This is a genomic window from Janthinobacterium sp. PLB04, from assembly GCF_021165895.1.
In the GTDB taxonomy this organism is placed as follows: Bacteria; Pseudomonadota; Gammaproteobacteria; order Burkholderiales; family Burkholderiaceae_D; genus Janthinobacterium; species Janthinobacterium lividum.
Genome location: NZ_CP088968.1, coordinates 1,578,290 through 1,598,904, shown reverse-complemented (window position 1 = coordinate 1,598,904; position 20,615 = coordinate 1,578,290). Strand labels below are relative to the sequence as shown.

Annotated in this window: 13 protein-coding genes and 1 pseudogene; 4 read left to right on the top strand and 10 right to left on the bottom strand. The window is 55.0% G+C overall.

All coding sequences use genetic code 11. The features are described from left to right. The first annotated feature begins 550 nt into the window (after positions 1-550). Both LSO07_RS06845 and LSO07_RS06840 read left to right on the top strand, forming a co-directional pair. On the top strand, positions 551-1,288 hold the full coding sequence (locus LSO07_RS06845; RefSeq protein WP_034784509.1) for a LemA family protein: 738 nt from the start codon (positions 551-553) through the stop codon (positions 1,286-1,288). Beyond that, positions 1,285-3,018 (top strand): MAG1210 family protein, encoded by a 1,734-nt coding sequence (locus tag LSO07_RS06840; RefSeq protein WP_151092965.1) that lies wholly within the window; start codon positions 1,285-1,287, stop codon positions 3,016-3,018. The genes LSO07_RS06845 and LSO07_RS06840 overlap by 4 nt, the downstream gene beginning before the upstream one ends. A gap of 530 nt (positions 3,019-3,548) precedes the next feature. On the opposite strand, the pseudogene LSO07_RS06835 reads toward LSO07_RS06840, so the two are convergent. From LSO07_RS06835 to LSO07_RS06810, 6 genes and pseudogenes are all read right to left on the bottom strand, one after another. Continuing rightward, positions 3,549-3,665, bottom strand: a pseudogene (locus LSO07_RS06835) (transposase); the annotation flags it as partial. A gap of 188 nt (positions 3,666-3,853) precedes the next feature. Beyond that, positions 3,854-6,847 (bottom strand): type III restriction-modification system endonuclease, encoded by a 2,994-nt coding sequence (locus tag LSO07_RS06830; protein ID WP_151092963.1) that lies wholly within the window; start codon positions 6,845-6,847, stop codon positions 3,854-3,856. A 10-nt stretch (positions 6,848-6,857) separates the two neighbouring features. Further along, positions 6,858-8,732, bottom strand: coding sequence for a site-specific DNA-methyltransferase (locus LSO07_RS06825; RefSeq protein WP_151092961.1), 1,875 nt, complete (start codon positions 8,730-8,732; stop codon positions 6,858-6,860). Between the two features lie 26 nt (positions 8,733-8,758). Then, entirely contained in the window at positions 8,759-9,568 is an 810-nt protein-coding gene (locus tag LSO07_RS06820) for a DUF4391 domain-containing protein (protein ID WP_151094071.1), read from the bottom strand. Next, a complete protein-coding gene (locus LSO07_RS06815) occupies positions 9,568-12,762 on the bottom strand; it encodes a helicase-related protein (RefSeq protein ID WP_151092959.1) in 3,195 nt (1,064 codons plus the stop codon). Before LSO07_RS06815 ends, LSO07_RS06820 begins: the two co-directional genes overlap by 1 nt. 1 nt (position 12,763) lies before the next feature. Next, a complete protein-coding gene (locus LSO07_RS06810; protein WP_318526558.1) occupies positions 12,764-12,964 on the bottom strand; it encodes a helix-turn-helix domain-containing protein in 201 nt (66 codons plus the stop codon). A 1,617-nt stretch (positions 12,965-14,581) separates the two neighbouring features. Between LSO07_RS06810 and LSO07_RS06805 the strand changes: the two genes are divergently transcribed. Together LSO07_RS06805 and LSO07_RS06800 are read left to right on the top strand one after the other, a co-directional pair. Then, complete coding sequence (locus LSO07_RS06805; protein ID WP_151092955.1) at positions 14,582-15,166, top strand: hypothetical protein; 585 nt, start codon at positions 14,582-14,584, stop codon at positions 15,164-15,166. Then, complete coding sequence (locus LSO07_RS06800; RefSeq protein WP_151092953.1) at positions 15,163-16,212, top strand: DUF262 domain-containing protein; 1,050 nt, start codon at positions 15,163-15,165, stop codon at positions 16,210-16,212. Before LSO07_RS06805 ends, LSO07_RS06800 begins: the two co-directional genes overlap by 4 nt. Before the next feature lie 561 nt (positions 16,213-16,773). Here the strand turns inward: LSO07_RS06800 and LSO07_RS06795 are convergent. From LSO07_RS06795 to LSO07_RS06780, 4 genes are all read right to left on the bottom strand, one after another. Continuing rightward, positions 16,774-17,052, bottom strand: coding sequence for a helix-turn-helix transcriptional regulator (locus tag LSO07_RS06795; protein WP_151092951.1), 279 nt, complete (start codon positions 17,050-17,052; stop codon positions 16,774-16,776). A gap of 137 nt (positions 17,053-17,189) precedes the next feature. After that, positions 17,190-18,056, bottom strand: a complete 867-nt coding sequence (locus LSO07_RS06790) for a phage integrase N-terminal domain-containing protein (protein ID WP_151092949.1) — start codon at positions 18,054-18,056, stop codon at positions 17,190-17,192. 948 nt (positions 18,057-19,004) lie between these two features. Continuing rightward, positions 19,005-19,184 (bottom strand): hypothetical protein, encoded by a 180-nt coding sequence (locus tag LSO07_RS06785; RefSeq protein ID WP_151092947.1) that lies wholly within the window; start codon positions 19,182-19,184, stop codon positions 19,005-19,007. Next, on the bottom strand, positions 19,177-20,487 hold the full coding sequence (locus LSO07_RS06780) for a tyrosine-type recombinase/integrase (protein ID WP_151092945.1): 1,311 nt from the start codon (positions 20,485-20,487) through the stop codon (positions 19,177-19,179). The genes LSO07_RS06785 and LSO07_RS06780 overlap by 8 nt, the downstream gene beginning before the upstream one ends. Between the last annotated feature and the right edge of the window lie 128 nt (positions 20,488-20,615).

Genomic DNA, 20,615 nt, shown 5'->3' with positions numbered 1-20,615 from the left:
CGTGCTGGCATTCCTGTAAATAAATTCGCAAAAGATAACACCGTCGTTCATCCTGCCCGACAGCGTTACTTCACCGCTGCATTGCAGTCACTTCCTGTATTTCCTCTATCTGCCGATGGCAGAGCCTTAGAAAATTCTTGATCATTTATTTCTCCGCAAAGTCTGGTCTGGCGCAGCCGAAGATACGGTGGAGGGCGGGAATTGCCTGCAGGCCTGGAATGAATCTATTGGGCGGCTATGGCCGGCTGGGAGCCGGCTTCCGTTACCCAGTGCCCCGCCTTTCTGCCGCCGGGTTTATGCAAATGGCTGACTGAAAATTGGCCGCACCGGAAAGTGTCCAGGAATTTCCCGAAACTTCACATGCAATATCAGCTTGACCGCCCTTGATTGGATTTCATCCTTCAAGATATGATGACAAAAAAATTAATTTTAGGAAACTTACACGATACATCGACATTCCGCTCCCGCACGTCAAAAGCTGAAGCGACATATTTTGCAACCGAGCGAGATACGCTCAATCAAAAACACTCACTACAAAGGATTTTCAAGCATGGCAAATGATTTGGACGAAGTAACTGGCCCGATAAATGAACAGGGGCGCGACATCAACGTCATCAGCAAGCAGATTTCCGTCCAAGTCGGCACCGGGTCGCTCATATTTGAAATCGCCCTGTGGGCGGTCCTTCCGCTGATCGGAGGCTTGGCGCTGCTGACCGGTGCGCTGCCGCAAACGTACGGCTTGGCACTCCTGGTGCTGGGGGCACTGCCGGGCCTGGTCTTCCTGTTCATGAAGATCTCCGCCCTGGCGTATCTGCGCAAGCTGCAGCAGAAAATCCAGGCCGATGCTTCACAGATCGACAATTACCTGGAACAGCGCGTCGTCGTCCTGAACAACGTGGTTGGCCTGGTCGCAAAAGCGATCGACCTCGACAAGGACGTGATGAAGTCGGTAGCGGCTTACCGGAGCGGACACAACGCCGATGCCGAACGCAATCAGGCATCCCAGAAAATCGACGGGATTTTTTCCCGCATCAGCCTGGCGTGCGAAGCCTACCCGGATCTGAAGGCACAAGCCGTCATCGCCGATGCCATGCGCCAGAACAGTTATCTGCAAAAGGAAGTGACCGCCGCGCGCACGCTGTATAACGATACCGTCGGCATGTGGAACCAGGACGTCTTTGCCTGGCCGACCAAGCAGATCGTTGCGGCGCGCCAAGGTTATACCACGCGCATTCCTTTCACTGCCTCCGCCGAAACCAAGGCTGCCGCCCGGAGCGTCTTCTTTTGATCAACGACGTCCATGAACCATTGGAGCAGTATTCTTTCCATTTCAAAAATGCTCACGCCAGCAATACGTCGGACTTTTTCGAAGACCTCGTGCGCCGTTCCGGCGTGGATGAGAATGCCAACATCACGACGGTGCAGGAACTACGCGTGCTCGAAAAGCAGGCCGCGGGCGCCGGGTCCAGCAACAAATGGTGGCGTATCCTGCGCGGCGCCAGCATCGTGGCCGCGCTGCTGGCGGCAATCTATATTTACGCCTATCACGCATGGCCATGGCTCATGGTCCCGGCGATTGCGCTTGCCGTTGCGATTCCTACGCTCAACCGCATCATCAACGATTCCGACGCGCAGTTAAAGCGGCTGCAGAAAGCCTGCGACGAAAAGCGTGCCGTGGCCTGGGGCCAGATGGTGCCGCTGAACAGCCTGTACGACTGGGATATCGTGGCGAAGCTGATGCAACAAACAGTGCCTCGCATCGCATTCGACCCGTATTTCAGCAACGGCCGCATGGAAGAGCTGCGCAACAGCTTTGGCTGGTATGGCAATCTTGGTGACAACCACTCGATCGAGTTCTCGCACAGCGGCGTACTGAACGGCAACCCGTTCATTCTTGCACGCACCTTGTCACACTCGATAGGCAGCAAGACATACCATGGCTCGCTGGCCATCAGCTGGACGGAACAGTACCGCAATTCGCAAGGCAAATCGGAAACCAGAACCCGCCACGAAACTCTGCGGGCATCGATCGAGCGTCCGCTGCCCGAGTACGAAAACCAGACGTTTATCGTCTACGGCAACGAAGCGGCGCCGGATCTCGTGTTCAGCCGTCACCCGTCAAAACTTTCCCGCCTGGAGGACGGCTTCTTCGACAAATGGCGGAAGAATCGCGCCATCAAGAAGCTGGAGGAAAAATCCCGCGATGTCGACGAGGGGCATAATTTTACGGTAATGGCCAACCGCGAATTCGACGCCTTGTTCGATGCCACGGACCGCAACCATGAAGTACAGTTCCGGCTGTTGTTCACGCCGTTGGCGCAACAGGAAATGCTCAAGCTGCTCAAGGATAGTCAAACAGGTTTTGGCGACACATTCGTATTCGAAAAAACCCGCATGATCAACGTGCTGGAATCGGGACATATGCGCGCTACCGATATCAGCGGCGCCCCGGAGAAATTTTTCGCCTACGAACTGGCCCAGGCGCGCATGTTTTTCAACGCCTATCACAACGATTTCTTCAAGTCGTTCTACTTTGGGATCGCCCCGCTGCTAGCCATCCCATTGTACCAACAGCATCGGCCGCACTCGGACATCTATCAAGACACGTATTCGCACAAACCCTGCTTCTGGGAGCATGAAGCGATTGCCAATTACCACGGCGAGGCGATGTTCAAGCATCCCGAATGCGTCACGCGAAGTATCCTGAAGACAACCATGCACCAGGAGGCCGACGGATCGCAGAAAGTGCATGTAACGGCCAGCGGCTTCCGCAGCGTCGCGCGCACCCACTACGTCTCGGTCAGAGGCGGAGATGGCCGCTCCCATCAGGTTCCAGTGCATTGGGACGAGTACTTCGAGGTCGAGAATAGCGCCAGCATGCTGGTAAAGGAAACGGCTTCGCCAGGCAACACTGCAACGGATGATGTCGCGTTGCCGCCGGCGTTTTCACAGCGTGGCATCGATGCCGAAAGGACTGTGCTTCGCCGGTCGATTCTTTCGGCGGTTTTGGCAGGTTAGGTCACCTTCGCGGATTACAGTGGCAGAAGTTGGCTGCTTTAGTATGAAAGCATCAGGCGGTATGCCGGCATAGACGCGGGGGCAGGTCCGCCATTTGGACAAGAACTGTTGCGCTAGGCGCCGTAAAAGCATGCTCATTCACAAAGCTGATTAGAACCACGAACGCGCGGGACTGCCGCGCAGCGGCGGCAGTTGGTCGATTCGGAGAGGGCCGGGTCCGTAAGCCCGCTCCTTCGAATCCCCCCGTGCAGGGAGAAGCACGGAATCCGCAGGGCACTGCCATACGCCTGCGGAACGAAGTGCTTCTCTCCGCGTACAGACGAAAAAGAAAAAGCTACCCGAGAGGGGGATTCGAATCCTAGTTGGCAATGCTTATGGACGGTTAATTTTAACGGGTTGTAAATTGAGGATTACCCTCAATTATGCCCTTACTGATAAGTTGCTTAATTGCACCGTGTAGTGGTCAACCCATCCCGGAGACTACGTTAAGTTTTTCTTCGGCGATGGCCGGTGCCAATCCGTGATTAAACTGATTCGCCGATGCCGACCGACCGGCTTGCCTCCGTATGGCTATATCCTTGATCCAGTATCAGGCATGCCGCCTGCTGTTTGAACTCAGGGGAAAACGTACGTCTTTGCTTGCTCATCAAACACCTCTCCATGGCGAACATTCTCGCCTAAATCAATGTCCGGGTACATTAAACCACTACAGGAACGGCCGCCGCCTATTATCGCGTCGGATAAAACAACTGCGCGAGCCGCCCTTCCAGGCGTGCCGCGCAGCGAATTAAACACCTCAGCATTAAACAGCACTGCTTCGATTGCATAAGCCGACTTATTCCATCGTCTTGAGCACGTCGCCGAAAGAGGTCGCTACAAGGTAGTGGACCGGATTCTCACCAACTCCAAGCGCCGCGAAGTGCGCCTTGCCACACGCGATCTTGGCATCTTCCTTGCGCCGCAAGTCGTCGGTGAACAGGCTGCTCTTGGTCTCCACGACGAAGTACAAACGCTGCGTGCCGTCTTCGTCGAACAGGATAGCCCAGTCTGGGTTATAAGGCCCCAGTGGCGTGGGCACCTTGAACCAGCTAGGCAACTTCGCATACAGCACCACGCCGTGGTTCTTCTCCAAGGCATCAGCGAAGTCGCGCTCTGTGTTCGAGTCGTAGATGACGTGCTCGTAGATTGACCGCTTGGTATCCAGTAACATATTGCGCAGGTAGCCGGTCAACTCGTCCTTGGCGAACAGCTCCTGAGCGTAGAAGTGTTCGTCGCCAATCCTCTGGTACTTGATTCCATCTACCAGTGCCAAGCGCTTGCAGCGGATGATGACCTCGGCCGTCTGCTCGATGAACTGCTGCGGGTTGCGCTTAAAGTCGTCCAACCGACCGCTGCCGGTCAGGATGGCGATGATGCTGCGCCGCGTGAGCTGGGTGCGATCCTGCAAATCGGTCAGCAAATCTGGCAACTCAATGTCGCCCTCCTCCAGCACCACGGTCGCAGCGCCTTCCTTCTCGGTGGCCAGTACACCAGCCTGGCCGATGGAAATGTCGGCCTTGCGCCACTGCAGTCGCGCCTTAGCGATGGCCGGGGCCTTCTTCAGTTCGGCTATGCAGTCCTGCAGCAACTTGGCATTGTCGAACTGCACCCGGTAGGTGGTCTTGTGCTTGATGCGGTTCCACAGCGCCTTGAAATCATCAGACAGATAGACGGCCTTGCCGTCTTTGTCCTTGCGCAGCGGCGCGGCCCTGCGCTCGTCGGCGTTCTTGACTTCGAGCCGACCCAAAACCTTGCGTAGCACTTCGGAAATCTGGCCGCGATGCGCGTCGAAGACCGCGGGCAGTGCCAAGGTACCGTCCTTCAGGGCCAGCCTCAGCGAGTCCTGCACCTTGCCCTTGGCATCGACGTGTCCAGCCGCCTTCAGGTGCTCCCACAGGGTTTTGGACTGGTCCACGCCCAGCGGGGAGAGCGTGCCATCGTCCCCCTTGATGGCGATGCCTGCAAATTGGTGCTGTTCCAGAATGCCGAATCGGATTCCCGTGTCGGCCTCGATCTCCTTTTGCAGGTTCTCGGCGAACTGCTCGTAGGACTCGGTGGCGATGACGGTCAACCGATTAACCTCGAAGCCGCGCACCCGCTCGCCATGTTGATTCACGCACAGCCGCAGACCCCGGCCAATGGTCTGTCGGCGCTCGCGCTCGGTGCCCATTTCCCGTAGCGTGCAAATCTGGAAGACGTTGGGGTTGTCCCACCCCTCCTTCAGTGCAGAGTGTGAAAAGATGAATTTCAGCGGCGTTTCAAAGGCAAGCAATTTCTCCTTGTCCTTCATGATCAGGTTGTAGGCCCGCTCGGCGTTGTCGCGGTTGCCGGCGTTGTTCTCGGCCGTGTCTGACCAGCCGCCCTTCTTGTCAATGGAGAAGTAACCGTTGTGCACTTCTTCGACGGCGTGGATCAAATCCACTTCGGCGAACAGGCTCTGGTAGGCCGGCAACTTGGCCGCATTCCTGTATTCTTCCTCGAAGATGCGGGCATAGTCGCCTTTCACCGGGTTACCCTTGGCGTCGTACTGGCGGTAACGCTCCACGGCGTCGATGAAAAATAGCGACAACACCTTGATGCCCTTTGGCCGGAGCACCTTCTCCTTATCCAAATGTTCGCGGATGGTGCGGCGGATCATCTGGCGCTTCACCGCCATGGCATCGACGTCGCCATAGGCCTGCCCGAGAGCCAGGAAAGTTTCGCCACCGGGGTAGCGAAGCTCCAGGAACTCTTCGCCCTTGGCCGTGCTGATCTCGCCCACGCGGAAGTCGGCATAGATGTCGCGCTTGGCGGTCTGCTGCAGATCGTCCCCGTCGCTGACCGGCATCTCCTGCCGCTTCACGCCCGTCGCGGTCTTTACATCTAGCTCGACCTTCGCGCTGATGCTGCCACGCTTGTTGCTGACCGATACCAGTCGCACAAAGGCCTTGTTGTGCGCGTCTTCAATGGTGGCCGCTGCCACCTCGATTTGCTTTACCAGCTTGCGTTCGTAGGCGTCCAGCGCATCGAGGCGGAACACCATGTGGTGCTTGTTGGCGTGCGTGGCGGAATAGCGCAGCGTGCACAGAGGGTTCATCGCGTCCAGCGCGGTCTTGCCGGCGCCCGTAAGGCCACCGTCCACACTCTGCGGTTCGTCCACGATGACGATGGGGCACGTAGCTTTAATTAGGTCAATGGGCTTCTCACCGCCCGTCCTCTCGTTGTCCTTGTAGAGATTGTTCACGTCCTTTTTGTTGATGGCGCCAACCGTAACAACCATCACTTGGATGGTAGAACTGGTGGCGAAGTTGCGCACCTGTCCCAGCTTGCTGGAGTCGTAGAGGAAGAAGTCCACCGGCACTCCGGCATAAATCCCCTTGAAGTGGTCTTCGGTGATCTGGAGCGACTTGTAGACTCCTTCCTTAATCGCAACCGAGGGCACCACGATGACGAACTTAGTAAATCCGTACCGCTTGTTCAGCTCGAAGATCGTGCGCAGGTAGACGTAGGTCTTGCCAGTGCCCGTCTCCATTTCGACAGTGAAGTCACCAGAGGCCAGCACGCCAGACGGCGCCAGGCCACCGCGCAATTGAACGTCCCGCAGGTTCCGAAGCAGTTGATCGTCCAGCAATGTCAGTCGATTGCCCACGCCGAGGTCGGTATCGGCCACGCCCAGCGTCAACTGCTGGTCGGGCAGCTTCATTGTCACCGTGAATTCGGTGCGGCAGGATTCTTGACCTCGAAACAGTTCGCAGATGGCCTCAATGGCTTGGAGTTGGTAGTCGAGGTTCGGCTCAAAGTGAAGTTTCATCGTCCTGGCCTCACAGACTGCGCACGTTCTGAATGCCGTTCTGTACGAGGATGGCAGCCATGTTGGTTTTAGCCACGTCATCGGCGAAGGAACTGTCGCAGAATACGCAGGTTGTGTCGCCGGAAGGTGCTAACTCCTTATGCCAGCTAACGATTCCTTGGGCCAATGCCTCCACTTCGGCCGCTCCGATCCCAGGTGTCAGACAAGCCATCAATATACCGTTGCCCACAGCGTAGACATCTTTCCCGGCTATGGCTTGGTGGCTGATTGGCACGCATAAATCGAGGCCAAACTTGAGGAGCAGTTCATAAAGCAGGTCTGACTCGCTTCGATCCTCGAGAAGATGATCCTGACTGTCGAGCAGCGATTGAACAAGGTCGCTAGAATTGGGAACCCAGGCGCGAATATTCGAGGTATCCAGGCTGAAAACCCTAAATCCCAAGTCTGCTCCGGCAGGAGCAGATGGCTTAAGCGCCTTAGCGGCCTGCCGCAAACGCCCTTTGGTGATGTCTGCAACTGTCGCGTAATCACCTTCCGCAATCGGCTCGGGTAGCTGAACCGCAATAAATCTCCTGCGTCCGCCATCCTTCAGATTCTGTCGAAATACTGCTTCGCCCATCGTTCCTGACCCAGCGAAAAAATCTAAGACGACATCATCACTTGATGGATCAGTTCCAATTTCAAGTACACGCTGCAATAGCCTTGTTGGCTTAGGAGTGTCAAAGACAGACTGACTACCAAAGATGGTCTGAATCTCTTTTCGAGCCTCGTCCGTGTGGCCGACTTCACTCGCCGGCCACCAAGTCCAAGGAACCAATCCTTCGAGTTCTGTGAGGTATCGAATGACGTTCGGTTGCGCACTACCGTCCTTGCCGTAGTAAATGCGACCTTGCTCGACGAGCTTAAAGTATTCGCGCTCAATCATTCCCCAGCATCGTCCCTCTGGTGGACGATGGCGCGCACCGGAAGGCGTCACGACCTCGTACATCTGGTTTGGTCGGTATCCTTGTGCGGTCATCGGAACTGGCCGCCACCTTCCCTTTGGGTCGTTGTTAGAGTTTCGATACACAGCTGTCTGCTCTTCCGTGGGGGCAATCAGTCCCCGAACGCGCTGAAAGTAGTCAAAATCTCGTGCGTAAACAATTAAATACTCGTGCGCGTCCCCGATAGCTCCCCGGTTCTCCCGCGAGTACCTTTTTTGCCAAACACAGCAAGCTACAAAGTTTTCTTCACCAAAGATTTCATCGGCGACCTTCCGTAGAGCGGGGGCTTCGTTGTCGTCAATAGAGATGAAGATCGCCCCCTCCTGAGAGAGAAGCTCTCGCGCCAGACGAAGGCGCGGATAGATCATGTTCAGCCAGTCGGTGTGGAAACGTCCACTGGCATCGGTGTTGCTGCTGATCCTTCGTCCCCCTTCAGCCTGCCCAGTCAGTTCCAAATAGTTCTTTATGCTATCTTGAAAGTTGTCCGGGTAAACGAAGTCTTTACCGGTGTTATATGGCGGGTCGATATAGATTAGCTTGACCTTACCCGCGTAACTCTTTTGCAGAAGTTTGAGCACCTCCAGATTGTCGCCCTCAACCATCACGTTCTGCGTCGTATCCCAATCAACGCTGTCCTCAGGGCATGGTCGGAGCGTACCTGCGCTCGGCGTGAGGGCCAGCTTACGTGCCTGTCGCTTGCCATGCCAGTTGAGGCCGTACTTCTCTTCGGCATCGGTCGCGGTCTTATCGCCCACCAGCGCTTTGAGCACGTCAACGTTCACGGCAACGCCGTTCGCCCCTTCGGTGATCAGCTCAGGAAACAGCGCCTTGATCTGCATGATGTTGGCCGCCGTCAGGTCGGCTGATTGCGCTTCCGCACTTGTGGCGTCGATCATTTTCATTTTGTTTGGTGTCATCGGGTTCATCTTCAAAGTTGTTCGCGGGCGGCTGACAGGTCAGCCTGAATGCCTTTAATCGCCAGGTTTAGGTCCACCTGCTTGGCCATCTGTTTTTCCTTAGCGGCCTGCACGCTTAGGCGGGTAGCCTCCTGTTCCAGTCGCAGGCATTCGCGCAGGGCCGCTCTGCGCGCATCGGCGTGCGCCGGATCATCCATAACCTTATAAGTGCCTGTGTAACGTGACACTTGCAACGCCGTCAGACAGTCCAACCAGCCTTGGTATAGGGCCATCAGCGTGGTTTGGGGTTGGCGCGTCAAGGCAACGCTTTGCATGAATGGATGCGCTGGAGTTAGATCAACGGCGACTTCGACGATGGTCACCTCGCCATCCAGCACAATTTTTGCGGCCTCATTCTGTGCCCAACGTTTGTGGGCAGCAGACAGAAACAGTCCCTGCGGTGTCGTCAGCAGTAGCAGTACGGGGTAGGGCACTGCCCGGTGTACCAGCTCGGCCAGCCGTGCTGTGTTGACCATTTTAGTGGCGGGCATGCGGGCTGGGGCTGCCGCCTCGTCGTCTGCGGAAATGGAATTCGCACCGCGCGTCGTGATGCTCAGCACCGCCACTTCCAGGTATTCGCGTTGCCCGTCCCGATAGTTGGGAATGCCCACCGTGTTGGGCTTGAGCGCGGCGATCCATTGGATTTCCTCGATGGTGTCGGTCAGAAGCCGTTTATCGGCAGCGGTGGGGGCGCCGTTCTCGATCAGCATCCTCTTCGGGACACGCTGGTCCACACGGCAACTGGCTGGCAACGCCAGCGCCGCAATTACCTCGAACGCCATCACGCGCAGTTCCCTGGCAATACCACCAAGAAAGCGGCCACCTCGAAGTCATTGCTGCCGGCGAACTCACCCTTCATGGCATGGGTGCCGCCCGGCGAAAACAGGCTGGCCACGGCACGTTCTTCGTTCTTGCCCACCACCGACGCCACTGCGGCGGCAAGCAGTTTCTGGGCGTGGCGCATGTCCTCGCCCTGGCGCGTGTCCTTATCGAACTTGGCGCAGGCGCCATCATCGGGCAGCTCGCGCCCGAGGGCCAGGCGCTTGAGTCGATCCAGAATACGCTTGGCCTGGGGGAACGGCAACAGCACGGCACCATCATCGCCAACATGGGCCAAGTAGATCGGCGCGAGTGGATAGTCGGATTGCTGGCCCTTGGCCGCGACGGCGCCTTCGGCCCGTAGGCAGAAGATGACGCCGGGAGCGATATCAGCGTCAATGCTGGTCGTGACTGCATAGGTGCCTAACGGCAGGGTATCGAGCTGGCCAGGATGCTCTTTGATGTATTGCGCCAAGTCGATGCGGAAGTCCGTCAGCGTCAGGTCAGTGATGGAAACGCCATTGCTCAAGTCTTCCATGTCGATGACCGTGTCCTGCAGCTTGAGCAACTGCTTGCGCCGATACTCCAGGTCGTTCATCGGGTTGCCCGACTGTTGCTCGATAAGGTTTTCCTCGCCCGTGGCTGACACGTCCAGCAGCACCATACGCCCACTGACGCGCTGCTCCAGGCCGATGTATTCCTCTAGCTCCATATTGGGCCAGAAATTGACCAGTTGAATATTTTGGTTCGGCGAGCCGATGCGGTCGATCCGGCCGAAGCGCTGAATAATGCGAACCGGGTTCCAGTGAATGTCGTAGTTGATCAGCCAGTCACAGTCCTGCAGGTTCTGACCTTCAGAAATGCAGTCGGTGGCGATGAGCAAGTCGATTTCGCCTTCGTCCGCCAGATCAGCCGGGCGCTCCTTCGCACGCGGCGCGAAGGCCGACAGCACGCTGCTCATGCTCTTGCGCAGGCCAGGCAAGGTAGTCTGGATGCCCGCGCTGCCAGTAATCAAACCCGCGTCGATGCCCAACGCGCTCTTGGCCCAGGGCGCGAGGTTGGCGTACAAGTATTGCGCGGTGTCCGAGAATGCGGTGAATACAATGATCTTGCGATTGGCATCGTTGATGGGCTTGCGGCACTTCTGCTCGATCATGTCGCGTAGCTTGGCCAGCTTGGCATCGCGCGCGGCATTAACCTGCTGGGCAGCGGCCAGCAGCGTGGCAAGGCGGTTGCGGTCTTCAATGAGGTCTTGCTTCCACCGGATGAGGTCGACATCAGTGAGCAACACCTTAACCTTGCGCCCGACCAGTAAGGACTCGAAGGCCGGATCGGCGATGTCCACGTCGGCGATGTCAATTTCCTCGATGCTTTCGTCGTGGTTCTCGATGTGGGCCAGCACGGCTTCAACGTCCTTTAGCTGACGCTGAATGGTCAGCGAGAATGAGGACACGGCGCTCTCCATGCGCTTGAGCACGTTGACCCTCAACAGGTGAATCAAGCTCTCTTCACGATCAGCCTGGCGGAAGAAACTCTCGCCACCCCGAATTTCGGTGCTGTATTTGGCATCGTAGGCAGCCTGCTTATGCTTCAGCACGTAGCGCAGCGGCGCATAGCTGGCCAGGTTCAGACGTCGGATTTCAAGATTGATGTCCTTGATGGCTCGGAACTGGCCCGCCAGGTCCACATCGGCCTTGATGTTGATTGGCGGCAGGCGGGCCGGAAATTTTCCCGTCTCGGCCGTGCCGTAGTACTTCTCGATATGGCGGCGCGAACGCGCGATGGTCAGATGATCTAGCAGGGTGAAGTAGTCGAAGCCGAGCATTTCGATCAAATGGCCAGGCGTGCGCTCGGCCTCGTCCATTTCCAGCCAGCGGTTGAACTGGGTTTGGGCCTTGCGGGTAGTCTGCTCGATGCTGGTTATTCCATGCTCCACCAGCGCTGTGTCGTCCCCTTCGGTAACAAAGGCGATTTGGTTCTTCAGGTCCGCCAAGCGGTTGTTCACGGGCGTAGCCGACAACATCAACACGCGCGTCTTGACGCCCTCCTTAATGATTTTTCGCATGAGCCGGTCGTAGCGGGTCTCTTTGCCTTTATTACTCGCCTTGTTGCGAAAGTTGTGACTCTCGTCGATGACCACGAGATCGTAGTTGCCCCAGTTCACATTGGTCAGGTCGATGTCACCGGAGTTGCCCCCATCACGCGACAGGTCGGTATGGTTCAGTACATCGTAATTGAACCGATCGGCCGCCAGTATGTTGCGCTTGTCGTTGGCCTTATAGAGCGTCCAGTTATCGCGCAAGCGCTTGGGCACCAGTACAAGCACACGGTCGTTGCGTAGCTCGTGGTATTTGATGACGGCCAGGGCCTCGAAGGTTTTGCCCAGGCCCACGCTGTCCGCGATGATGCAGCCGCCGAAGCGGGCCAGCTTGTCGATGGCGCCTACGACACCATCGCGCTGAAACTTGAACAACTTGTTCCAGACCACTGTATTACGGATGCCGGTGGCCGACTTGACGATACGTTCCTCGTCCATCTCGTCGCCCCTGTTTCCGAACAGGTGGTTCAGGATCAGGGCGTAGAGCGTGAATGGCGCGCGGTGCTGGCCCATGCCCTGCATGGATTCAATCAGGGCTGGCCGGCTATCGGGCTGCGCTTGCAGCGTGGCCCACTGCTGGTCAAGCCATCGGGCGAGCTGCGCGGCTTCTTCAGCCGACTCGGATGCCTGGATCAGGCTCAAGGGGTTGCCGGGCGTCAGGCCCAGGCCATCCGTGCTGAATGCAAAGGAACCCAACACCGCCTGGTCGGTCGTGCCGTCCGGCGCGCGCATGACTGCGGCCCCCTGGGGCACGCGACCATGCGCCCGGCGCAATTCGACCGTGCCACCAAGCCACTTGGCGCACTGGTTGGCTAACCATCTGGATTGCAGCCGGTTGCGTGCGGCGCGGTCACTCTCGCCTCCGAGAAAGTCGAGTCCGTCGTCGGCCGGGGGCAGGATGAGCTGCACTCGTTCCAGCTTGGTCAGCACGTCGCGCAGTTCTGCGAAGGCGAACAGCGAGAACGATGGGGTGACACAACCGAGTTGATGCCCCGGCATCAAATGTGGGCGCATTAGGTCAATGACGCGGTCCGAGCCGCTGTTGTTGATGAGCTTCATCTTACTCGTCTACCTGCTGGGTACCTGGTTCGTCGGCCAGTATTGCGCTCGAAGACTGCGCCGCTATCCATCCGTCGATGTCGCCCCTCTTGAAGCGCCAGTTCGTACCGACCTTGAAGCCCGGCAAGCGGTTCTCAGCCGCAAGCCGATACACAGTTCGCTGATTAACCCGCAAATAGTCGGCCACTTCTTTGACGGTCATGACGCTATTAGCTGGGGTATCCATGGACGTGTAGGTTATCTCTAAGTGTGGTTTCAAGTGTAAGGCAGTACAAGACAGTCTAACATGGTGTAGTCTGCAAGGAAATTTTATCCTAGCAACTTTCCCTTGGTGGCTGATCATGCAGTCGGTGGCCGAAGCATTCGCCCCAACCGTCGCCACCGCCGTCACTACCGCCATCGCGTCGGACGCTGACGCTGTAGCCGCCAGTGGCACGGCATCGACGTTTGGACGCGCCTGCGATTGAGAAGAGGGGCAATTGACACAGGAGACCGATGTTATGCTGCCGTTACTGGTTACGTGCACCAAGGGTTGAGTGGCCGACTATGTATAGGGAAGCGGTTGCTCTCCCTGTAGAAAGCAAAAGAGAAGCAGAGGCAGAAACAGCAAAGCCCGCACAGGGCGGGCTTTGAGGGAAGTGCTGTCTTACGCAACCTCATTTTTTTGAGGGGTCGTTTGAGGGGTAGAAGCCCCACAAACGATTTTCTCAATCGTGAGGGAGGGATTCGAATCATTATTGGAAAAGCGCATGGGTAGCCAAATTCGAACGATGGTGAATTGAAGCCCCCCCAAATCGTGTCTTTACAAAAAAAATGCACACCTGCACCACAAATTAGTGCATATCTATTCGATATGAAGATTGAAAATCCTTTTGTCGGTGGTTCGATTCCGCTTCCGGCCACCAAGGAACTATGTCAAACAGAACGCAGATCCACTCAAATCGGCGTTGTTTGCGCTCCTCCACTCTCGGCATGTCATTAAGTTCACACTATCATGCGACCAAGCATCAACTGATGCCAGCAGGCGCTCAACCCAGCTTGTAGAAAGCCTACTGGAAGCGCAGCGATATGCCTAAATCTCTATAAACTATTAGCATCGCATCGTGTGTACTTGCGAATGGACACACGTCAAACGCACTCCTGCTATCTTTCTGGACAAGCCAATATGCATACAACGCCTTCGGCTAAGTAGGTCGTGGGAAATTATTGTGAAGTTATGACGAACAGAACCAGATGCTCTGCAAGGCGCCCGCTGCGACGCAGTGCGAGCACTGCTAGCAGCGGGCAACACCGCAGAGCGCCGCTTATGGAAGTCAGAAATCACAATAATTTATTACGACCTACTTAGTACCAAAACGGGTCGCTCGGGATGCTAGCTCTAATTTTTTTGAGCAAAATTTTTCGTAATTGAAAGAGATGTTTAATCTCCTCAAGCGCCGTATCGGACCAGTACTTATCGCAACTGTCCAAGACTTCCGAGTTTGACTTTTCATCGAAACATAAACCTACGTCACTCAAACTGGAACTGTACAGCCCTCCCCATCCCAAAATTGCTTTCGTGGCCTGCACTCTTCCTCTAGTAGGCGCATAGTTTTACAAAAAATATGATCAGCGGTTTCGATCAATGCCATACTATCGAAACGACACACGCTGTCAGATGAGTTAGAACTCTCTTACATCCAGCGTCGATAACAAATATAAATCACATGATATGTCGATTAAAATTTTTCATCTTTACGTAAGGGAGTTTCAATATCCAGCAAAAATCTTTGAATCCCACGTAGTCCGTACTTATAAGTCAGAGCGTAGGATCACTTACATGAAATGTACCGAACTAGAAGCAGCTTTAAGGTCCCATGGCAGCAAGTTTGTATTTAATCGTTTTTTGATGAATGAAGATGTATACGTGTTACAAGAGCGCTATAAGGAAAGTGCGATTAAAACGTATCATGATATTAAAGTTGCAGCATCAGATGCACTTGACATACCAGTCAAAAATGTTGCAATAGTTGGAAGTGCAAAGACGGGTTATAGCCTTACGCCTGGACGTAATTTTTCACCTTTCAATGATAAGTCGGATCTTGATTTAGTTATCGTTTCAGAAGTTCTTTTTCGCGAACTTTGGGAAAGCTATCTAGATTTTTTGAACAGTTCCACCGGCCAAGCCTATGCTCCCGTGGCAAAAAATGTTTTTCGTCATTTTATTTCCATAAAATCTGAGGATATTCAAGGGGATCAACTAGAATATTTTTCACACTGGATTAGTCGAGTTGATAAATTGCGGCAAACTTTCCAGCTGCAATTTAAACTTCCTTCTGAAATAAATTATCGAGTCTATGACGCTTGGAAGTATGTCGAACAGTACCACGTAGCAGGTTTAAATGCATTGATTGGAGAAAAATGAGTATTATTTCAAACATGGATACAGAGTCTCGGCCGGTGAAATGGGTATTTGACGAATTCAAGAAAGGTAACCTATTTGTCGATGAATCATTCCAGAGAAATTACATTTGGATTCGAAAAGATAGGATCTCATTGATGGAGACCATTCTTCTAGGATATCCTATCCCTGAAATTTATCTATGGGCAACCGGAACTGATCCAAATACTGGCGAAACCAAATATAGCATAGTAGACGGGCAGCAGAGAATTCGGACAATCGGTCAATTCATCGATAGCAAGCTAAAACTTACGGACGCTGGATTAGAGTTTAAAAATACAGATTACCGTGGAAAGATATTCGACGAGTTAAGTCCTGAGCTTCGTACCGCTCTTTGGTCCTACAAAATATCTATCCGCTTTGTTAAGGAGGGAGTTTTGAGAGATGATATAGTTAAGATGTTCTTGCGTCTTAATCGAACATCCAACGCGTTGAACCCACAGGAGCTGCGTAATGCTGAGTTCGACGGCGAATTTCTTAAAGCATCTGAAACGGTGGCCTCGCTTCCATTCTGGAAGATCTGGAATATTTTTAGCGAAGGCGAGATCAGAAGAATGACTGATATCCAGTTCGCAAGCACGCTTTTAATTTTTGTTCGGAGCGGCTTCGAGGATGAAACGACTCAAGCAGCAATCAACAAGATGTACGACTTATTGAATGAGTCTTACGTTGACAAAGATGTCGACATCAAGAAAATTTCTGACACATTGCATTTACTGAATGAGGTACTTCAAAAAAATCCTTCACTAGCCTTAACTCTTCAGAAAAAGACTCATCTTTATAGCATCTTTACATTATGCTTCGTTGCTAAAGAAAAACCGAACCTAGATATCTCCGCTTTATCAGATTCTTTGGCATCTTGGTTTGCTTGGTACGAGGAGACAATTGTACCCGATCCGAAATGGGTAGATGGCATCGTTGAGTATCGACGTTTAAGCCAAGAGGGCGTACAAAAAAAATCCAACCGTCTTTCCAGACACACAATCCTTGAGGAGTTCATTGGTTTGTAGATGAATCTAACCATCTTACCTTCTAGTATTTCACTTCCACCAGACTTGTTGTGAAATACTAGGAAAATAGGTTGATTGACTACTTCGAGAAATCCTACCTGCCGCGTTAGATCGCGGCCGGTCGTCTAACGTAATATATTATGTCAGTCAGAAATACTCCAACTTATCGTTAAACGATAATATTAGATTGGCAAAATCTCGGCTACTTTAGCCTTGGCATTAGCCGGATTACTTTTAGGCAGTAAAAAATCACTCGACCCTCGCACCGTCGACAACGGTTTCACCATCAACGTTTTATTTTTTCGACATCCCAAATTTCCAGACCAAACTTGGGCTCTTCTACTTTCTCAGCACTTATTGACTCCAACAAAAATTCCTTTCCGAACTTGGTAAGGAAAAGTTGCATAAATGCCTGGTCCGTCCCCGGTAAACCGTTGAAACCCGCCTCCAATAAAATTCAAGATCTGTGATGTCGTGAAGATATCTCGATGGGATAAGCGAACGCACACTGCAACTTTCGATCGGTAACAAACTATTATGATCTGGTTTGGCTATACAAGATCAGCGAGGCGTCTTCATCACCAAAACCGTCGAGCTAGAATCGCATCTAGAAAATACTTCTGTCGGTGGTTCGATTCTGCCAAGCGATCCACGGCTAGCATCTATACAACGCTGCTGCCACTGAGCAATTTCCTCAGCGTCCCAGGCGACAGACTTGGGACCGATAGGAATAGGTGCTGGCAACACGCCTGCCTTCACCTTGCGCCAGATTGTGGCGCGGGACCAGCCCGTGGCTTCGATTACCGCAGGCAAGCGGAGGAATTTTTTAGTCGTGGTCATAAGATTCTCCTTCGATTAATGAACAGCAAACAATAGAGAGTCATGCCGACTCTCCGCGATCATTCCGGCAGCGCCAGGGCTGCACTCCTTTGCATCTCTTCTGTTCCATGCGCTGCGCCCTAGATACAAGTGGGCGGTCATCTGCCCAGATAGATGGAAGTGACCTGTTCACGGCCATGTCCCATCTCCGTCGAAATCTTTAACCTTGCAGCGTTATCCTCCACCTTTTGTGAAGCATCCAGCTGCCTCGACGTCAGGCCGCCGCTGGCTGGACTAGCTCGGCCCGTCAACTCCGCATAGCGCCGCTGCGCGTACTCATGGCGTAGCCCATGCACGCCATGGATGCCAGCCTTGTCGCACTGCGCCCGAAAGCGGTTCAATTGGTCCCGATACCGCAACTGCGCCGGAATCAAGCTGCCTTTTCCCGCCAGCGCCTTGGCAGCGTCCAGCGCGGCGCGCTGCTGCATGGTGGCAATTGGTACCTCCCGATATTTGCCGCCTTTGGTCCAGCTATCCTGCAGCCGCAGGACATTCCCGCCATCAGCCCATCCCGGCTTGATCTTGATGCTTTCCTCGCGCCGCAATCCAAACGCCGCCTGCAACTGCAAGGACATGCGCGTATACGGATCGTTCACGCGGGCCAGCGTGTCGGCGTCGAGCACCTTCGCCTTCGAGACATTGGTGACAAACACCCGCTCCGCGATGCCATATTCGCCGTTGGTGCGCGCGATGATGTTCTCCTTGCCGATCTTCTCGGCCCACCAGCGCAAAGCGCTCATGCGATTCTTGATCGTTCCGGTACTGACGCCATCCTGCTTCCACTTGTCGAGCAGCGCCGCCACGTGCTTTGGTTTCAGACTGTCCACGCTCATATGCTGGAAGCCCCGTTCCACCAGGTCGTTGGCGCACAAGTTTAATAGGCGCTCGCGGTCGGCCTGCGTCGCAAAGCTGCCATCCCGGTTGCGGTGACACAGTTGCTTGAGCTGGTAGTTCAGGTCGCGCATGGCAAAGTCATCCTTTCGATCCTTGGTTTTTACATCGATGCTGCGTGGTGTAATCCTGTCTGGTAAGTGTTTCTGGCCACCCTCACTGCCTCGGCAGAAAAGGTTGAATCAAGGGCCTCGGGACACCACTCCCGTGTATGCGGTGGCTGTTACTGCCTGCCCGCGCCGCATGCGCGTGTGGCACCGCTGCGCGCTCCCGGAGGGAGCCGCCGCAGCAGGGACCAATCACCCAGGGTCCATGGAGTGCACCTCGTGCACGGTTCAACTTCTACTAATCAGCCCGTAGCGGGCGAAGGAAATCGCAAGGCTAGCCTGCGATGAAGAGGCATCTGGCCTCGTCACTGAGCACCGTCACGCGGACGCTCTGTGCTTGCCGCCTTGGCCTATGCCGTCGGCGGCGCGTCGTCACTGGCAGCACGCCGCCAGTAACGACGCGCGCACGTAGCCATGGCATGTGACGGCATACATGCCAGCATCGCACTCGCGGTGACGATACTGGCGGCTCTGAAGCACATGCGCTGGCGGCGGCCACGATGGCATCGCATCGCTGGCATTTCTGCTGACGGTGCGGCTTGCGGCAAAGCCATGCTGTGCTTTATAGGGTGCGCTACCTCGGGGGGCATGCGAACCAATCAGGACAGGAGTCTTGCTCCTGTTTGAAGAAGCGCCCACCGGGCGCAATCATCCAGGCAATCCGTCTTGCGGACTGTGGGATATGTAGGCGCTAAAGGCAGCGCTTTATCGTGCCGAGATGTGCATGCTTCTGCATGGCCCGGCGATATATATCTCTAGCAGAAACTGCTAGGTATCATGGTGGCGGGTAACGACCGCAACGCCTATGCCGCTAAGCACAGGGACATGCTCGAAGCATGCCCTCGTAGGAGCGATTCCCACATAAGAGAGCTTCATTCTATGCCGGTTAACGACGTTTGCAAGCGGTTCGTTTCGTCAAGTGCGCTTTTCGTAGTACGCAGAATTGGAACCGACGCGGGCTGGACTGATGCCACTGGCATTGACCGGCAGCGTTGCAGCCCGGACAAAGGCTCCGATAGCCAGTTTATGTAATTTTTCCTTGGAAGCGGTCTGCTTGATAAGCGCATCCGTGAGGCGCAATACATACTTAGACATGGTGCCCTCCTGTTCCACCATCCCGGCTGAATTCGCCACTGACCAGCGTTAATCTGGGCGTCTGCGGCGGCTCTCCCTTGCCGCTGACGGCATCGATGTAGTCGGCCCAATCCTGCATCATCTTGCGCCGTTCCGCCAGGAACTGCGCCCGGTCATAGGCGCTGGCCACCTTGTCCTTTGGTGCATGTGCCAGTTGCCGGTCCACGACTTCATGCCGGTAGCCCAGGCGCTCCTTGATGGTGCTCATGGCCAGCGCCCGGAAGCCATGGCCGGTCATCTTGCCCTTGTATCCCATGCGTCCAAGCGCCACCAGTATCGTGTTATTGCTGATCGGCTTTTCGTGGTCGCGCTGATTCGGGAACAGGTACTTGCTGCGGCCCGTGATCGCGTGCAGTTCGCGCAGCAGCTCCAGCGCCTGGCGCGCCAGGCATACGTGATGGTTGGTCATATCCGGATTGACGGTCAGCTTGCCGCGCTTCATGCGCTGCCATGGAATGATCCACTCGCCGCGCTCCAGGTCAATTTCACTCCAGGGCGTCTCGATCAACTCGCTGGTACGCACAAAGCACAGCAGCATCAGCCGCAGCGCAATGCGGGTCGGCGCGAACATACGTGCTTCGTTGCGGTCCAGAATGGCCAGAAACTGAGGTAGTTCGTCGGCGTTGATGGCGGCGAAGTGTCCGGCGCGGACGGTCTTCAGCACATCCTTCATATCGGTGACCAGATTGCGCTCTGTGAATCCGCACTGAATCGCGTAGCTGAAAATTGACGCACATACCGCTCTCAGGCGATGGGCGACTTCACTTGCGCCACGCTCCTCGATCTTACGCAGCGCGGCAATCAGATCGCGGTGCTTTATCTCATCGATCGGCATGCGGCCAATGGCTGGAAAGATGTCCGCTTGCAGGCGCTGGATGGTGTTCTTGGCGGTGCGTTCGCTCCACGTGGGCACTTTGTTGCCATGCCACTCGCGCGCGATTTTTTCGAACGTGTTGGACGCCTTATCCTTTGCCAAGCGTTTGGCATCGTCGCGATGCTTGGCGGGGTCGATTCCTTGCAGCAGCAGGCGGCGTGTCGCCAGGCGCTTTTCTCGTGCGTCCTGCAAGGTGATTTCCGGGTAAGGACCGAACGTCAGCGTATTCTCTTTGCCGTTGGCCTGCCGGAACTTGAACCGCCAGATACGGGAGCCGGTTGGCGCGACGACGAGGTACATGCCGTCACCATCGAACATTTTGTACGGCCGCTCGCGTGGCTTGGCGTTGCGGATGAGTAAATCTGTCAACGGAGCAATGATCTTTGGCATGGCAAACCTCCTGCGCGGCATGCTGTAAAAATCAATATAGTCGTTTTTTTGAATTTTTGGGGCAAGCGGCAATGGCTGAGTACGAGAAGCCCCCAAACTTGCGCCTACTTGAGGTTGATGTCCCGGGA

Coding starts and splice junctions, on each gene's coding strand:
- LSO07_RS06845 (WP_034784509.1), top strand. CDS start 551: ATGGCAAATGATTTGGACGAAGTAACTGGCCCGATAAATGAACAGGGG.
- LSO07_RS06830 (WP_151092963.1), bottom strand. CDS start 6,847: ATGAAACTTCACTTTGAGCCGAACCTCGACTACCAACTCCAAGCCATT.
- LSO07_RS06825 (WP_151092961.1), bottom strand. CDS start 8,732: ATGAAAATGATCGACGCCACAAGTGCGGAAGCGCAATCAGCCGACCTG.
- LSO07_RS06820 (WP_151094071.1), bottom strand. CDS start 9,568: ATGGCGTTCGAGGTAATTGCGGCGCTGGCGTTGCCAGCCAGTTGCCGT.
- LSO07_RS06815 (WP_151092959.1), bottom strand. CDS start 12,762: ATGAAGCTCATCAACAACAGCGGCTCGGACCGCGTCATTGACCTAATG.
- LSO07_RS06810 (WP_318526558.1), bottom strand. CDS start 12,964: ATGACCGTCAAAGAAGTGGCCGACTATTTGCGGGTTAATCAGCGAACT.
- LSO07_RS06805 (WP_151092955.1), top strand. CDS start 14,582: ATGAAATGTACCGAACTAGAAGCAGCTTTAAGGTCCCATGGCAGCAAG.
- LSO07_RS06800 (WP_151092953.1), top strand. CDS start 15,163: ATGAGTATTATTTCAAACATGGATACAGAGTCTCGGCCGGTGAAATGG.
- LSO07_RS06795 (WP_151092951.1), bottom strand. CDS start 17,052: ATGACCACGACTAAAAAATTCCTCCGCTTGCCTGCGGTAATCGAAGCC.
- LSO07_RS06790 (WP_151092949.1), bottom strand. CDS start 18,056: ATGCGCGACCTGAACTACCAGCTCAAGCAACTGTGTCACCGCAACCGG.
- LSO07_RS06785 (WP_151092947.1), bottom strand. CDS start 19,184: ATGTCTAAGTATGTATTGCGCCTCACGGATGCGCTTATCAAGCAGACC.
- LSO07_RS06780 (WP_151092945.1), bottom strand. CDS start 20,487: ATGCCAAAGATCATTGCTCCGTTGACAGATTTACTCATCCGCAACGCC.